General features: G+C 70.3%; 15 protein-coding genes and 1 pseudogene. 4 read left to right on the top strand and 12 right to left on the bottom strand.

The window, feature by feature from the left end:
- Positions 1–84: 84 nt before the first annotated feature.
- Both M4V62_RS12920 and M4V62_RS12925 read right to left on the bottom strand, forming a co-directional pair.
- Entirely contained in the window at positions 85–2031 is a 1947-nt protein-coding gene (locus tag M4V62_RS12920; RefSeq protein WP_249587409.1) for an acyl-CoA dehydrogenase family protein, read from the bottom strand.
- Between the two features lie 159 nt (positions 2032–2190).
- Positions 2191–2424, bottom strand: coding sequence for a hypothetical protein (locus tag M4V62_RS12925; protein WP_249587410.1), 234 nt, complete (start codon positions 2422–2424; stop codon positions 2191–2193).
- Between the two features lie 32 nt (positions 2425–2456).
- Between M4V62_RS12925 and M4V62_RS12930 the strand changes: the two genes are divergently transcribed.
- Positions 2457–2648 carry a hypothetical protein gene (locus M4V62_RS12930; protein WP_249587411.1) on the top strand — a complete coding sequence of 64 codons (192 nt, stop codon included), beginning with the start codon at positions 2457–2459 and terminating at the stop codon, positions 2646–2648.
- 73 nt (positions 2649–2721) lie between these two features.
- Here M4V62_RS12930 and M4V62_RS12935 read toward each other — a convergent pair whose 3' ends face one another.
- The 3 genes from M4V62_RS12935 to M4V62_RS12945 form a co-directional block, all read right to left on the bottom strand.
- Positions 2722–4167 carry an aldehyde dehydrogenase family protein gene (locus tag M4V62_RS12935; RefSeq protein ID WP_249587412.1) on the bottom strand — a complete coding sequence of 482 codons (1446 nt, stop codon included), beginning with the start codon at positions 4165–4167 and terminating at the stop codon, positions 2722–2724.
- Positions 4168–4335: 168 nt separating this feature from the next.
- Positions 4336–5922, bottom strand: coding sequence for a PucR family transcriptional regulator (locus M4V62_RS12940; protein ID WP_249587413.1), 1587 nt, complete (start codon positions 5920–5922; stop codon positions 4336–4338).
- A gap of 215 nt (positions 5923–6137) precedes the next feature.
- Entirely contained in the window at positions 6138–8516 is a 2379-nt protein-coding gene (locus tag M4V62_RS12945; protein ID WP_249587414.1) for an ATP/GTP-binding protein, read from the bottom strand.
- A 309-nt stretch (positions 8517–8825) separates the two neighbouring features.
- On the opposite strand from M4V62_RS12945, the gene gabT reads away from it, so the two are divergent.
- Both gabT and M4V62_RS12955 read left to right on the top strand, forming a co-directional pair.
- A complete protein-coding gene (gabT, locus tag M4V62_RS12950) occupies positions 8826–10160 on the top strand; it encodes a 4-aminobutyrate--2-oxoglutarate transaminase (protein WP_249587415.1) in 1335 nt (444 codons plus the stop codon).
- A gap of 223 nt (positions 10161–10383) precedes the next feature.
- A pseudogene (locus M4V62_RS12955) lies at positions 10384–10590 on the top strand (phosphatase PAP2 family protein); the annotation flags it as partial.
- A 237-nt stretch (positions 10591–10827) separates the two neighbouring features.
- On the opposite strand, the gene M4V62_RS12960 reads toward M4V62_RS12955, so the two are convergent.
- From M4V62_RS12960 to M4V62_RS12970, 3 genes are read right to left on the bottom strand one after another with little or no spacing between them, the layout of a single operon-like run.
- The gene (locus M4V62_RS12960) at positions 10828–11022 is read right to left on the bottom strand and encodes a hypothetical protein (RefSeq protein WP_249587416.1); all 195 of its coding nucleotides are present in this window, start codon (positions 11020–11022) and stop codon (positions 10828–10830) included.
- Positions 11019–11213 (bottom strand): hypothetical protein, encoded by a 195-nt coding sequence (locus M4V62_RS12965; RefSeq protein WP_249587417.1) that lies wholly within the window; start codon positions 11211–11213, stop codon positions 11019–11021. The genes M4V62_RS12960 and M4V62_RS12965 overlap by 4 nt, the downstream gene beginning before the upstream one ends.
- A complete protein-coding gene (locus M4V62_RS12970; RefSeq protein WP_249587418.1) occupies positions 11210–11479 on the bottom strand; it encodes a hypothetical protein in 270 nt (89 codons plus the stop codon). Before M4V62_RS12970 ends, M4V62_RS12965 begins: the two co-directional genes overlap by 4 nt.
- A 185-nt stretch (positions 11480–11664) precedes the next feature.
- On the opposite strand from M4V62_RS12970, the gene M4V62_RS12975 reads away from it, so the two are divergent.
- Complete coding sequence (locus M4V62_RS12975) at positions 11665–12432, top strand: helix-turn-helix domain-containing protein (protein WP_249587419.1); 768 nt, start codon at positions 11665–11667, stop codon at positions 12430–12432.
- A 470-nt stretch (positions 12433–12902) separates the two neighbouring features.
- On the opposite strand, the gene M4V62_RS12980 is transcribed toward M4V62_RS12975, so the two are convergent.
- The 4 genes from M4V62_RS12980 to M4V62_RS12995 all read right to left on the bottom strand — a co-directional run bounded on the left by M4V62_RS12980 (position 12903) and on the right by M4V62_RS12995 (position 15424).
- Positions 12903–14300 (bottom strand): phage major capsid protein, encoded by a 1398-nt coding sequence (locus M4V62_RS12980; protein WP_249587420.1) that lies wholly within the window; start codon positions 14298–14300, stop codon positions 12903–12905.
- Positions 14301–14303: 3 nt separating this feature from the next.
- Positions 14304–14840 (bottom strand): HK97 family phage prohead protease, encoded by a 537-nt coding sequence (locus tag M4V62_RS12985; protein WP_249587421.1) that lies wholly within the window; start codon positions 14838–14840, stop codon positions 14304–14306.
- Between the two features lie 139 nt (positions 14841–14979).
- A complete protein-coding gene (locus M4V62_RS12990) occupies positions 14980–15168 on the bottom strand; it encodes a hypothetical protein (RefSeq protein WP_249587422.1) in 189 nt (62 codons plus the stop codon).
- 1 nt (position 15169) lies between these two features.
- Positions 15170–15424, bottom strand: coding sequence for a hypothetical protein (locus tag M4V62_RS12995; RefSeq protein WP_249587423.1), 255 nt, complete (start codon positions 15422–15424; stop codon positions 15170–15172).
- Between the last annotated feature and the right edge of the window lie 8 nt (positions 15425–15432).

Raw genomic sequence — 15432 nt, forward strand, 5'->3', positions numbered from 1 at the left:
TGCGAGGAGACACTGCGCCCCGATCCGGTCGGCCAAAAACGTGTTCCGGGGCGTTCCCGCAGGGGGAACGCCCCGGGCAGCGCGTCAGCGGATCGGCCGGTGGACGTTCTCCCGTGTGCTCGCGCCCGGTGTGGCGTCCGCGATCCAGGGGCCTTCGCCGCTGGGGTCGACGACGCCCTCCTCCAGCCAGGTGTAGGTGCCGGACAGGACGCCCTTGACCACCTTGCGGTCGATGTCGTCCGTGTTGGTCCACAGGCGGTCGAAGAGCTCGTCGACGCGGATGCGGGACTGGTGGCAGAACGTGTCGGCCAGTTGGTAGGCCTCGCGGCCGTAGTCCTCGGTCGTCCGCAGGAGCTCCGCGCGTACGCACGCCGCGCTCATCGCGAAGAGTTCGGCGCCGATGTCGACGACGCGGCCCAGAAAGCCCTGCTTGGTCTCCATCTTTCCCTGCCAGCGCGACATCGCGTAGAACGTCGAGCGGGCCAGCTTGCGGGCGTTTCGCTCCACGTAGCGCAGGTGCGGGGAGAGGTCCGCGTGGCCGTCGGGGTGGAACTCGGAGTACGAGCTGGGGAGCTGCCCCGGGCCCGTGACCAGCTTCGGGAGCCAGCGGGCGTAGAAGCCGCCTGCCCTCGCGCCCGCCTTCGCCTTGTCGGTCAGGGACTTGTCCGGGTCGATCAGGTCCCCGGCCACCTTCAGGTGCGCGTCCACCGCCTCGCGGGCGATCAGGAGGTGCATGATCTCCGTCGAGCCCTCGAAGATGCGGTTGATGCGCAGGTCGCGCAGGACCTGTTCCGCCGGGACCGCGCGTTCGCCTCGGGCCGCGAGGGACTCGGCGGTCTCGAAGCCGCGGCCGCCGCGGATCTGCACCAGCTCGTCGGCCATCAGACAGCCCATCTCGGAGCCGTACAGCTTGGCGAGCGCCGCCTCGATGCGGATGTCGTTGCGGTCCTCGTCGGCCATCTGGGAGGAGAGGTCGAGTACGGCCTCCAGGGCGAAGGTCGTCGCCGCGATGAACGAGATCTTCGCGCCGACCGCCTCGTGGAACGCGACCGGCTTGCCCCACTGCTCCCGCGCGCCCGACCACTCACGGGCGATCTTCAGGCACCACTTGCCCGCGCCGACGCACATCGCGGGCAGCGAGAGGCGGCCGGTGTTGAGGGTCGTCAGGGCGATCTTCAGGCCCGCGCCCTCCGGGCCGATGCGGTGCGCGGCGGGGACGCGGACCTGGTGGAAGCGGGTCACGCCGTTCTCCAGGCCGCGCAGGCCCATGAAGGCGTTGCGGTTCTCGACGGTGATGCCCTGCGCCGCCGCCTCGACCACGAAGGCCGTGATGCCGCCCTTGTGGCCCTCGGACTTCGGTACGCGCGCCATGACGACCAGGAGGTCGGCGACGACGCCGTTCGTGGTCCACAGCTTCACGCCGTCCAGGACGTAGTCGTCCCCGTCGGGCACCGCGGTGGTGGCCAGGCGCGCCGGGTCGGAGCCGACGTCCGGCTCGGTCAGGAGGAACGCGCTGATGTCCGTGCGGGCACAGCGCGGCAGGAACTCGTCCTTCTGCTCCTGGGTGCCGAACTGCTTGAGCGGCTGCGGTACGCCGATCGACTGGTGGGCGGAGAGCAGCGCGCCGATCGACGGGTTCGCGGAGCCGACGAGGGCCAGCGCCTTGTTGTAGTAGACCTGCGTGAGGCCGAGCCCGCCGTACTTCACGTCGATCTTCATGCCGAGGGCGCCGAGCTCCTTGAGGCCGTTGATGACCTCGTCGGGGATCTTCGCCTCGCGCTCGATGCGGGCCGAGTCGATCTTCGTCTCGCAGAAGTCGCGGAGCTTGGCGAGGAACTCCTCGCCGCGCCTCGCGTCCTCGTCCGGGGGCATGGGGTGCGGATGGATCAGGTCGAGCCGGAAGCGGCCGAGGAAGAGTTCCTTGGCGAAGCTCGGCTTGCGCCAGTCCTGTTCGCGGGCGGCCTCGGCGACCTGCCTGGCCTCGCGTTCGGTGACGGACGGCCCGGAAGGGGGTGGGGTTGGTGCGGACATTGAGGAGCTCACCTCGCCGCGGAGTGGGGCCGATCGGTTCCGATTGAGCCGATCTTGACCCGGTCGGTTACTGACTGGTGCTACTCGATCGTATGGATCGTATGTACCCGATTCGTCCGGAGCCCACCAGTCCTCGCGCAGCGTTCGGCCCCGCCGGAGTCACGTGTCGCCGGGCCCCGAGCCCTCCAGCGGAAGGAGCGTCAGGGTGCGCCCCCGGGTGACGTACAGGCGGTTCTTTCGCGTGGAGAAGCGGGGTGCGCCCTCGGGCTCGTCCGGCGTCGTGTACGTCCACGCCGTCCTGAAGCGGCCGCCTGGCAGGGGCACGGTCGACTTCCACCGCCAGGCGTCGCCCTTGCGGGCCTGCTTGCGGCGCTTGCGCTGGACCGCCCACATCTCGCGGTCGAGGAAGGAGAAGCGTGCGGCCGGTGGCGAGCTCCAGGACGAGGCAGCCGCGGCCGCTGACCACGACCGTCCTGTTGTCGGAGGCGATGGCCCGCCTGGCCGTGGCGGTCGTCGGGTCGAGCCGCGTCCGCTCGGTCGCGAGGGCGCGCCGGGGGGCGGGCGTCCGGTGGTCGGCGACGTCCGGACGCGGTGCGGCGTGCGTGCCCGGCGCGTGAGAACGGCCGGAGCCCCCGCACAGTGGGCTCCGGCCGTCCGGTTCGTGAGAACCGCCTTGGTGCGCGTACTGCCTTACAGGGCGAGGCCCGTCAGGACCATGACCCGCTCGTACGTGTAGTCGTCCATCGCGAAGCGGACGCCCTCGCGGCCCACGCCGGACTGCTTGACGCCGCCGTACGGCATCTGGTCGGCGCGATAGGAGGGGGCGTCGCCGATGACCACGCCGCCGACCTCCAGGTCGCGGTGCGCGCGGAAGGCGGTCTGCAGGTCGTGCGTGAAGACGCCCGCCTGGAGGCCGTACTTGGAGTCGTTGACGGCGGCGAACGCCTCCGCCTCGCCGTCCACCTTCTTGATCGTGAGGACCGGTCCGAAGACCTCCTCGCAGGCGATCGTCACATCGGCCGGTACGTCGGCGAGCACGGTCGGCGCGTACGAGGCGCCGTCCCGCTTGCCGCCCGCGAGCAGCTGGGCGCCCGCCTGGACGGCCTCGTCGACCCAGGACTCGACGCGCTTGGCGGCGTCCTCGTTGACGAGCGGGCCGACGTCGGTCTTCGGGTCGGACGGGTCACCGGTGACCTGGGCCTCGATGGCCGCCAGGACGCGCGGCACGAGCCGGTCGTACACGGAGGCGTCGGCGATGACGCGCTGCACCGAGATGCAGGACTGGCCGCCCTGGTAGTTGGAGAACGTCGCGATGCGCGAGGCCGCCCAGTCGAGGTCCTCGTCGGAGGAGAAGTCGGGCAGGACGACGGCGGCGCCGTTCCCGCCGAGCTCCAGGGTGCAGTGCTTGCGCGGCACCGAGTCCAGGATCGCGTAGCCGACCTTCTCGGAGCCCGTGAAGGAGATGACGGGAAGGCGCTCGTCCTGCACGAGGGCGGGCATCTTCTCGTTCGCGACCGGCAGGACCGACCAGGACCCGGCGGGCAGCTCGGTCTCGGCGAGCAGCTCGCCGATGAGGAGACCGGAGAGGGGGGTCGCGGGCGCGGGCTTGAGGATGATCGGCGTGCCGGACGCGATGGCCGGGGCGATCTTGTGGGCGCAGAGGTTCAGCGGGAAGTTGAACGGCGCGATGCCCAGGACGACACCCTTGGAGAAGCGGCGCGTGAAGGCGAGACGCCCCTGGCCACCGGCGTCGGTGTCGAGGCGCTGGGCCTCGCCGCCGTTGAACCGGCGTGCTTCCTCCGAGGCGAAGCGGAAGACGGAGACCGCACGGCCGACCTCGCCGCGGGCCCACTTGATCGGCTTGCCGTTCTCGGCGGAGATGAGCTGGGCGATCTCTTCCGTCCGCTCGACGAGCCTGCGGCTCACGTGGTCGAGGGCGGCGGCCCGCACGTGCGCCGGGGTCGCGGCGAACTCGTCGCGCACCGCGTACGCGGCGGCGACGGCCTCCTCGACCTGGGCGTCGGTCGGGACGGCCGCCTTGCCGACGACCCGCCCGTCCCAGGGCGAGGTGACGTCGAGAGTGGTCTCACCGGTGGTCTGGCGACCGGCGAGCCAGAAGGCGTGGATGGAAGTCATGTCGATTCCCGGCCCTTCCGCGAAGGTGTGTCTTGGGGGGTACGTTCCCCACCGTAGGGGCGGTATGGGTGCAGGGCGTTTGTCCGACTCGGAGTAGTACCCTCCGGGCCCGCGCCTCTTTGGCAGGGGACTGGATCCGGACCAATCCCCCGCTGCTACGCCGTACCGCTACTCCGTACCGCTCGATGTCGCCTTCAGCGACAGCCACAGCTCCATGCGGACGTCCGGGTCGTCCAGGGAGCGGCCCAGGATCTCCTCGACCCTGCGCATGCGATAGCGCAGCGTGTGGCGGTGGACGCCCAGGTCCGCGGCTGCCGCGTCCCACTGGCCGTGGCGCGAGAGCCAGGCGCGCAGGGATGCGATCAGGTCGCCGCGGCCGGTGGCGTCGTGTTCGAACAGGGCGCGCAGCAGACCGTCGGCGAACGCCCGTACCGCGTCGTCGGCGAGCAGCGGCAGGACCGAGCCCGCCGCGAGGTCCTCGTGCTCGACCAGCGCGCGGCCCCGGCGCCGGGCGATGGACAGCGCCTGGTCGGCCTGCTTGTACGCGGTGGCCGCCGCGATGGGCCCCGCGGGCGCGGAGAGCCCGAGGAGGAGAGCGGCCCCGTCGCCCGCGGCGCCCTCCGGTGCCTCCGTACGCCCGGCCTCCAGCGTCTGCGCGAACGCCACGCAGGCCGCGGCGCCCGCGCCGCCGTCCACGACGAGCAGCACGAGCCGCTCGCCGTAGGGGACGACGAGGAGTGCCTCGCCGGCGCGGGCGGCGGCCGACTCGACGGCGTCCGTGAGCCCGGCGAACGGGTCGCCGTCCTCCGGGGCGGATGCGGGCACCTCGGCGACGACCAGCCGGAACGGCGCGTCCAGCAGGCTTCCGTACAGCTCCCCCGCCACCGTGCGGGCGTGGTCCGGCTCCCCGGCGAGCAGCATCCGAAGCACGGCGGAGCCGACGCGGCCCTCGGCGGCCTGGAGGGAGCGGTTGCGCTCGGTGGTGAGGGTGAGCAGCGCTATGGCCGAGTGCAGTGCGTACCGCTCGGCGGTGCCGAGGGTGGATGCCGTGCCGACGGCGAGCGCGGCGCGGGGGCGCCGTCCCGTGCCGATCGAGTGCAGCTCCACCCGGTCCTCGGCGCCCGCGACGACCGCGCTCGCCGGTGCGGCGCGGTCCCGCAGCCGCTCGACGTCGGAGGTGAGCCTGGCGGCCCGGCGGGTGGCCCACTCGGGGGCCGTGGCGACGACGGCGCCTGACGCGTCGTACAGCGCGGCCCAGCCGTCGACCTGACCGGCGAGCGCGCCGAGGAGTCCCTCGGGGCCGTCGCTCAGCGCCTGCTTGGTCAGCTCGCGCTGGGCGGCGAAGCCCGCCGTGACGGCGCGGTACTGGTCGGCGGCGATGGCGGCGGAGACGGCCTTGCTGATGGCGAGGAAGGGCGTGCGCCGCGGCACTTCGAGGAGCGGAAGCCCTTCGTCCGCGGCTGCCGCGACCAAGGCGTCCGGGATGTCCTTGTAATGCACGCCGACCGCGAACCCGAGCCCGACGACTCCCGCCGCCGCGAGCCGCTTCACATAGCGGCGCATCGCCTCCGGATCCTCCGCGTCCAGCTTGAGCGCGGTGATCATGAGGAGCTCGCCGCCCTCCATGTAGGGCACGGGGTCGGTGAGCTCACTGGCGTGCGCCCAGCGCACGGGCGCGTCCAGATGTTCCTCACCCGCGCGCACGGTGAGCTTCAGTGCGGAGTGATGGACGAGGGAGGCGAGCGTGGGCGGCATGGGACCTTCAGGTCGGGTCAGTAGGGTCAGGGCACATCAGGGCTGACGCCTGGCAGCGGCGGACGAGGCACGCGTACCGGTCGGCCATTGAATCCCGGACGAGATGTGGATCTTTTGGCCGGTACGTATGAACGACCTGTGTCGATTCTGCCTCACCGTACGGTACGTACGGGACCGAATACCCCGTACGTACATCCCTACGTACGCCCCAGCGGCTAACCCCGAAGATCCACCAGGAGGGGCGGCGCGTGCTCGCCGCGCACGTCGGTCAGGGAGAGGACGGCGTGGCCGGGGGGCAGGGAGTGCGCCAGGTCGGACGCGGACCAGCGCTCGCGCTCGACCTTGCGCACGGTGACGGCGTCCGTCGTGACCGCCTTGCCGGTGACGAGCTTGCGCAGCGAGTGCAGCGCCCGCGTCATCGGCTGATCGGCGAAGACCGTGTGCTGGGCGACTTCCTTGGTCTCGATCCACTCGGTGCCCCAGGCCTCGGTGAAGCGGCGCCCGTCCCAGGTCGTCACTCCGGAGAAGGCCATCCGGCAGCCGACCGCCGCGTAGAGCGGCCCCTGGAGCTGCTCCGGCACCTCGCCGATGGTGCGCAGCCCGAGCACGACGCCCGCGTTCAGCGACCGCAGGCGCTGGATGGCGCGCACGCTCTCGGTGGTGAGGGTGCGCGCGGCGTCGTCCAGGATCAGGCAGGCGAAGTGCGGCCGCCGGGCACGGCCGCGCACGACGTACGCGAACTGGGCGAGCAGCAGCCGGGCGAGGAGCCGCGAGGCCTCTTCGTGTCCGTGCTCCGGCAGATCCACCCTGACCCTCAGCGGGTGGTGGACGACGGCGCGCATCGAGAAGGGGTGCCCCTCGCCGCCGGGGTTGAAGAAGTCGGCGAAGGCGGGCCGGTCGAGCAGCCCGAGCCGGTCGGCAAGGGCGGGACCCGGGTCGTTGGGAGAGCCGGACTGCCGGATGCGCGCGTCGAGTTCGCGGCGCATGGCGGTGTGCTCGCCCGCAGCGAGGCCTGCCTGGAGGTCGGCGAGGGCCGCGGGGTCCCCTTCGAGCAGTTCGCGCAGCACGGGGACGGAGGGGAAGCGTCCGTGGAGGAGGCGGTAGGGGCCCAGGAGTTGGGCGAGGGTGGTGGCGGCGCGGCGCGTGTCGACGGCTTCGAGGTCGCCGACCAGACCTTCGGCCAGGAAGGCGGCGGCCTCGTCCGCGTCGGCGCAGTCCGCGTACAGGTCGATGTCGTGCACGGATGCCGGATCGCCCGGCTTGACCACGACGTCGTACGCCTCGTCCGCGCCGAGCGCCGTGCCCGCCGCGGCCACGGCGACTACGGCGCACTGCCCGGTGAGGGCGCCCAGGGCGAGCGACTCGGCCACCGGACGCATGAGCCGTCCTGTCTTGCCCGCGCCGGACGGGCCCACCGCGAGCAGCGAGGTGCCGAGCACGGCGGGATCGAGCGCGGCCTCGGCGTTGCGCACGGCGTAGGGATTGCGCTCGTCCTTCGCGAACCGGCCGATCCTGACCTGCCCGACGAGCAGGTCGTGGACGGCGGTGCGGGCGGGCAGGTCGCGCTGGCCCGAGGGGTGGGCCCAGGCGGCGCAGCCGTGCCGGGCGACCGTGTCCACGAAGGTGGCGAGCGCGCCGGGGTCGGGGGCGGCCGTCCGCCAGGCGTGGTCCACGCGGGCGCAGTCGACGTCGTTCATGCGTCCGCTGACCAGCTCGACGGAGAGCAGGTCGGCGGCCTTGTGCTGTCCCGCCGCGCGCAGTTCGGGCCAGTGGGCGCGGGCGGGGGCGCTTGCGGGGCGGGGCGGGGCGACCCGCGGCCGGGCCGGTGCGGCCTTGCGGTCGCGGACCGCCTCCCACCAGCCGCCGATCCGGGCGAAGGGCCACAGCACCGCGACGGTGATCAGGACGTACAGGGCGTCGGTGAGCACGCGCGACTCGAAGACTTCGTAGCCACCCGCGACAAGCGCGACCAGGGAGAAGACGGGGTCGGCCACGGGCAGCGGCCTTGTGTCGAGCCCCAGGGCGCTGGGCCAGACGAAGACCAGGGCGCCGACCGCCGCGACGGAGGCGAGCACGGCACGGGACGGCTGCGGGCGCCGCGTCACGAAGTGCCGGATCGAGTCGGGCCAGGCACCGAGCCGCCCGACGGTGTACACCACGGCGCCGAAGACAAGACCGTCGTAGACGACCCGCGCGTCCGTGGCCTGCTGCTGCTTGGGCTGAGCGCTGCCTGCCCACCACCAGTCGCCCGGCGTGAACAGCTTCAGCGGGGCCCACTGGTAGGGGATGCTGCCCTGCCGCCACAGCGACCAGAACAGCAGGCCGAGCACGGTGGAGATCACCATGCCCACGATCAGGCGCCGGTCGGCGCCCTCGGTCTCGGCTTCGGGGGCGGGCGGCCGGTAGGCGTAGCGCCAGATGCCCGGGGCCGCCTCGGGGCGCGGCGCGGCGAGCCATTCGGCGACGGATGAGGCACTCCCGGCGCCGGGCGCCTGCCGAGGCATCGGCGGCGCCGCGGGACCGGCAGGCCCCGCCGGGCGCGGCACCGGTGTGGCGTGTGTGCCGCGAGCGTCGTGCGTGCCTTCGGAGTCCATGGCCCTTGCCCCCTGACCAGCCGGTCTGTCGGTTCAGCCGTCAATCTAGTGCCCCCACAGGGGTAGTTCACCGCATACGCGCCCGGGACCTGCGGCGACACCCTGCCCCGCACGCACCGCCGAAGGGGACGAAAGCCGCACCCCGCCCACCCGCCGCTATGTCCACCACGGACAACCGCCACGCCGAACAACTCCCCCGTGGAGCATGCCCGCCCCCACCCTCCGCCCCTAACCTGCGAAAGAAAGCAGCAACGAAAGCAAGCAGACAAGCACCGAGCGTCCGCCTCGCCCCACCCCCAGGAGCACCCCATGACCGCACTTCCGCAGGAGCGCCGCGTCGTCACCGCCATCCCCGGGCCGAAGTCTCAGGAGCTGCAGGCCCGCCGTACCGCCACGGTCGCCGGTGGCGTGGGTTCCGTGCTGCCTGTCTTCGCGGCGCGCGCGGGTGGCGGCATCATCGAGGACGTCGACGGCAACCGCTTCATCGACTTCGGCTCCGGCATCGCCGTGACGTCGGTCGGTGCCAGCGCCGAGGCCGTCGTGCGCCGCGCGACCGCGCAGCTCGCCGACTTCACCCACACCTGTTTCATGGTCACGCCGTACGAGGGTTACGTCGCCGTCGCCGAGCAGCTCGCCGAGCTGACGCCGGGCGACCACGCGAAGAAGTCCGCGCTCTTCAACTCCGGCGCCGAGGCCGTCGAGAACGCCGTGAAGATCGCCCGTGCGCACACCAAGCGCCAGGCCGTCGTCGTCTTCGACCACGGCTACCACGGCCGTACGAACCTCACGATGGCGCTGACCAGCAAGAACATGCCGTACAAGAACGGCTTCGGGCCGTTCGCGCCCGAGGTCTACCGCGTACCGGTGGCCTACGGCTACCGCTGGCCGACGGGCGAGGAGAACGCCGGTCCCGAGGCCGCCAAGCAGGCCATCGACCAGATCAGCAAGCAGGTCGGCGCGGAGAACGTCGCCGCGATCATCATCGAGCCGGTGCTCGGCGAGGGCGGCTTCATCGAGCCCGCGAAGGGCTTCCTGCCCGCGATCGTGCAGTTCGCCAACGACAACGGCATCGTCTTCGTCGCGGACGAGATCCAGTCCGGCTTCTGCCGCACCGGCCAGTGGTTCGCGTGTGAGGACGAGGGCATCGTCCCTGACCTGATCACGACCGCCAAGGGCATCGCGGGCGGCCTGCCGCTCGCCGCTGTCACGGGCCGCGCCGAGATCATGGACGCCGCCCACTCCGGCGGCCTCGGCGGCACCTACGGCGGCAACCCGGTGGCCTGCGCCGGTGCGCTCGGCGCCATCGAGACCATGAAGGAGCTCGACCTCAACGGCAAGGCGAAGGCCATCGAGGCGACGATGAAGGCCCGCCTGAGCGCCATCGCGGAGAAGTACGACATCGTCGGCGACGTCCGCGGCCGTGGCGCGATGATCGCCATCGAGCTGGTCAAGGACCGCGCCACGAAGGAGCCGAACCCGGAGGCGACGGCCGCGCTCGCCAAGGCCTGCCACGCCGAGGGCCTGCTCGTCCTCACCTGCGGCACGTACGGCAACGTCCTGCGCTTCCTGCCGCCGCTGGTCATCGGCGAGGACCTCCTGACCGAGGGCCTGGACATCATCGAGGCCGCGTTCGCGCGCGTCTGATCGCATACGACCGGAAGCACTCGGCGGAGCCGGGATCACCCCAAAGGGGGAAGATCCCGGCTCCGCATGTTTCCGCACATGCCCTGACGTGTGTGTACAGCGCGCCGTGCCAGACCCGTGACCTGGGGTGACCGTCAGGGCATGTGAAGAACGTGTGCGAGCCCCATGACAGGTTGCCGTTCCGCCTGTCGGCCCGCCACCACCTGACGTACGGTTTCTGCAGATGAGAGAAACACCCCGCCCACAGGGAACTGTGGGCGACACCCGGGCGGAGCCTCCCCAGCCCCGTCCTGGTCGTGCCCTCGCGCACACACCCGGAGCTTCTGGCTCCGGAACTCCTCACCGATCGGATGGCCGCCCGCCCCAAACCCCCCGGGGCGTGCGGCACACCGGTCAGGTCGGCCGCCTCGGAACTACCCCCGTTGTGCCTTCGCAAGTAGGCCACGGCGGATAGCCCGGATCGGTCGGCCTCCGAAGGGCCAGCGCATACCCCCCCTTGCGCTGGCCCTTCGGCATGTCTGAGGCACAGCTTGCGCGCTTCGGGCCGTTCCTCTCTGCGCGCGCGACTGACCCGAGCAGCACAGCGCCCCCGTTCCCTCCCCAGGGACCGGGGGTGCTGCTACGGGCGGCGGCGGGGACCTCGGGGGCCGACCCACCGCCGCCCTGTCTAGGGGGCGCTCACCTCGTACCGGGGAAAGCCGTGGCTGCCCTCGGGGTGCTGGTCCAGCGGAAGCAGGCCCAGCGCGAAGCGGCACACCGGGCAGAGGTAGACGACGTGCCCGCCCAGCGACGCCACGTGCTCAAGCGCCACCGCGACGGGCTCGTCCGTGTCCTCGCCGCACTCGCGGCAGGTCTTGGTCATCGGCGGGGTACCTCGCACTCGGGCGCGCACGCCCACAACTCCGCTTTGACCTTGCGGCCGTAGTGGTCCCGGTAGGTGACCTTGCCCAGCAGGCGGTCCCGGTACAGGCGCGCGCCGCACAGCGCGCAGCTCTGTTCCGAGAGCTGAAGATTGCTCAGCGTCGTGGGGTCGGGCAGGGTCCTGGTCGTCATGACGTACACCCCCGAGCCTGCGCGGGAACCGACACGATCTCTGAGGGCCGCGCCGCGCGTACGTACTCGGGGCTGGCCTGCCACTCAAGTCCGCCGCCCGGAGGACGGAGGTGGACGCGCGACAGGTAGCAGCCCATGATCCGTCCGAGACGCTGCCTGCTCTCGTCGACGACCAGCGCGCCGATGCCGAGGTCGTCGACCACGGCCTCCGCGTCGCTCGTGTGCGCCGTTCCCTCAGTGGCTTGCCGCTGGCTATGGTCCGTCATGTCGCCTGCTTCCTCAGGTGGCCATGCCTGGGGGGCGCCTCACCGCGTCCGCCCAGGTCCTTTCGTCACCGTTCACGTTGTCGGCGCCACGGCGGATCGCGCGACGACAGTGCAGGCGCTATAGGGGCGACACGTAGGGCGTCATTTCGGTGTCATTCCCGTGGTTACGGGTCTACCGTGATCGCATGACCACACCGAACAGCACGCTTCGGGCGGTCCGTATGGGACTGCTCCTCAGTCAGGACGAATTCGCTCGCGCCATCCGTGACGCCGGGGCGCGAGTCGGCCAGCGCAATGACGCCAGCAAGCGCCTCATTCAGAGGTGGGAGAGCGGCAGTACGGCCGCACCCCGCCCGGTCTACGCGAGGGCCCTAGAGAGCGTCACGGGCATGCCTATCGAGAGCCTGGGGTTTGCCGCCCAAGTCCCCATGGCACGCGTCAGCGACGACGGCCAGGGCGGGCACGACCTTGAGGGCTCCCCGGTCGGCATCCCTGAGGCGAACGGCGCGCCGACTCCCCAGGCGTCGCCTCGCGGCAACTACTCCGGGGTGTGGCTGTCGACGTACGAGTTCGTCTCCTCCGGCCGTCACAACCAGGTCTTCAGCGGTAAGCACTTCGTCGTGCTGCTTCAGCACGGCAACCGCCTCACGGCGCGCAGCCTGCCGAACGCCTCGCTTAACCCGGACAGCCCACTGACCCTTGATCTCCAGATCGAGGGCAGCGCGGTTACGGGCACCTGGACGGAGTCGACGGCTCGGGACGGCTACTACCAGGGCGCACGATACTTCGGCGCGCTCCAGATGCTGGTCGACCCGACGGGGCGCCGGATGTCCGGCAAGTGGGTTGGCTTCGGCCGCGACTACGAGATCAACAGCGGCCCGTGGGAGCTGCGACTCATGGACGCGTCGACCAGCAAGAGCACTCTCGACTCGTACAATCGACCTCCCGAGTGATCGCCTAGCAGCGCGCTACGAATCACCGACCAGCGTTTGCACATCGCAACTCGATCTCCCCCATGCCGCCCCGCCTGGGCGATCACCACTCTGCGGCGATGCGATCAAGGTGGGGCAACACCCCCTCCAGGGCGCCGATCACGCCTCTGACCTGCGGATTTGCAGTCGTTTGCACCAAGTCCCAGTAGAGGGTTCTGCCGGACACAGGGGATTGGGAGGTCACCGTGGTCGTGGATCACGTGCATGATCCACCCCCCTTGTTTGCAAGCGCGATGCCACATTGATGCAGGTCAACACTTGATCGGCGCGTCGCTGACTGCAAGGTGATCGACCAGCCGCGCCGTCAGTGGACCATGGGCGCGACGGTTAGCGCTCGCGCGGATCATTCACCTAGGCAAAGTGCCGCGCCCGTGGTCATGCCCGATCCACGGACGCGGCGGTCCGGCGCCGTGGAGCAGCAGCGCCGGGGATCATGCGGTCGTCGGCACGTCCAGCATGCGGAAGCCCTGCGGCACCACCACGTCCGAACCGGTCCTGAAGGTCAGGAAGGCGTGGCGTTGGGCAGTCGGGCGCTGATTGGCGCCGTAACCGGGAAGCGTCTCGATGGTCGCACCGATGCGATCAACGATAACGAATTGATTGAAGTCACCATAAAGCAACAGGTAGTTGTTAGCTGTTGCTGCCGCATTGACCGAGCCATCCATATTGCTCAGCTCGTTCATTGCCTTGGTCAGCAGATAGGGCGGATTGCCTGCCAGCTCGGGGAACTTGAGTGAGCCATTGGTGGTCTCGAACTGCCTCAACGTGTTGATGGTGGCGATGTGTGCGCACCACTGTGCGTTGGCTGAGAACCGGGCAGGAAGGGCGTTCTGCACGGTGAATGCGTCAGCCGCTATCAGGGCCTCACTGCCGCCACTGTTCAGCTCACTGGCCGTACCAGCAAGGGCGGTGACAATACCCCTGGGCTGCCCGGAACCGCTGCCCGTCGTATAGGCCGCCACGGCGAGATTGTCCGCCGCGTCCATCATGACCCCCTGCATTTCCTGGGTGAAATTCAGGGCATCCTCCCCCACTTCGTAGGAGTAGATGACATCCACGTCCCCCAAGTGCACCGGGATTTCCGGGCCGGAGAGCGCGGGAGTACCGTCCGCAGCCTGTGCGTGTTCGGCTTTCCATTCGGCCGTGGCACCTGCGGAGGTCACGCCCTGCCATGTATTACTCGCCGTCTGGACGACGCGCGAGATACGGCGCAGCGGATTGATCGAGCCGTCGTTGGTGAGCATGATCGCCGGGTCCAGCGTGAGGGGGACCATTGTTGCCCCGCCCCCCGATCCGAGACCGAGCGCCGTCCGCACTTCGGCGACGTTCCGGTAAGCGTGCGCCTCGCGCTCCGTCCAGAGCAGGTGTCCCCTGACGGGGTCGGCCATCTGCTTGGCGAAGGCGTTGAGGTATTCCGGGTCACCGGCCGCAGCCGCCCAGCGCTGCGAAAGCGTCTGGCTCTGCTCGGTGCCGATGGTCATCAGCTTCTCGACGCGTTCGGCTGCGTACTCGGGGAGAATCCGGCGCTTGATATCGGCGTCCATGGCTCGCATGACGGAGTCCTTCAGACTGCCGCCACGGCCGCCGCCGTCCGATCGGGGAGTTCCGTTCTCGGTGGCGTAGTTCCCGGATTCGATGAGCCGGGCGAGCGGAAGCAGCTTGTCTTCCTGGGTCTTCAGTTCGGTGAGCCGCGTCTCGATTTCGGTGAAGCGTGCGGTGTCTTCGTCGGAAAGAGTCTCGGACGAGCGGGTGAGCAGCGTCCGTGCTTCGGTGGCCAGCTGGTCGCGCTCGGCGTGGACTGCCTCAAGGGCAGGGAATTGGATAGGCATGGGTCACCAGGTCCTCAGAAGGAGTTCGAGCCGTCGGCGTGCGATGTCGACGGAAAGAGCCGGATGTGCGGTGCGGACTCCTGTGACTCCCGCCCCCGCATAGGCGGGCCATGACACCAAGGACACTTCCCACAGAGACGCTTCGACGCGTACGACGACATCGCCGTCGCGGCGGTCCCGGACGGGCCGGAAACCGACTGAGAAGCTGTCCACAACGCCGTCTCTGACGAGTTGCAAGGCTTCGTCACCGTCCCTGGTCGCGCTCACCGCGAAGGCCGCGTGAAGGCCGTCTGCCGTCTCGCGGAGTTCAGTTGCCCTGCCGATGGGCAGCTTGCGCGACTCGTGATTGACGCAGAGCTTCACCTTGTCGCCGCGTTCACGGATCGACCGGGCGAAACTGCCGGGCGCGAATTGCTCCTTGTAGGCCTGGCCGAATTCCTCGATGTCGACGGTCTGCCCATAAGGCACGGCAACGCCGTAAACGGTGCGGCCGGTGCCGTCCGAACGGACCAGGGCCTGACGGAAGTGAATAGCACTCAAGGTGTCCACCTATGCGGGAGCATGCGGAAAGGAGTCCGCTGCGCATGGTGACCAGGTGTCCGGATTACCTCACCCTGTGAGGTCCGGCGCCCACTGGATGCCGAGCTAGCAAGTCCCACGATACGGCACTGACGGGGCGTCATTCGGATTCGTCCGTGCTCATCACCGTGATGCCGTCGCGCTCGACAAGAAAGGCCCCCGAGCCGTCAAGGAAGTTCTCGATGATCTGCGCGGCGTCAGGGCGTGACCAGATGATGTCGAAGGCTTCGGCCATGCCCACGGTGATGCGTTCGGCGGCGTCCCGGATCAACGGGTTGATCTCGTCCATGTCACCGTCCGCCGATCTCGTCGGCGCGTGCGGCGGCGGCGCTGAATGCGGGCCACAGCGGATCACGCTGAGCGCGGTAGTGCACGGCCAGCGCGTGCCACGCGTCGGCGGGTCGGCGCACCGTCCAGCCCGGCGCCACGGCCGCAGCGTCGGCAGCTTCAACAAGGGCATCGGTGATCTCGCCGAAGCGGTGGCGCTCCTCTGGGGTGAGCACGGAGAGCGCGACGCCGAACGCGTCGTCGTGAGTCCCGGTCATGATCTGTT

The organism is Streptomyces durmitorensis (assembly GCF_023498005.1).
Taxonomy (GTDB): domain Bacteria; phylum Actinomycetota; class Actinomycetes; order Streptomycetales; family Streptomycetaceae; genus Streptomyces; species Streptomyces durmitorensis.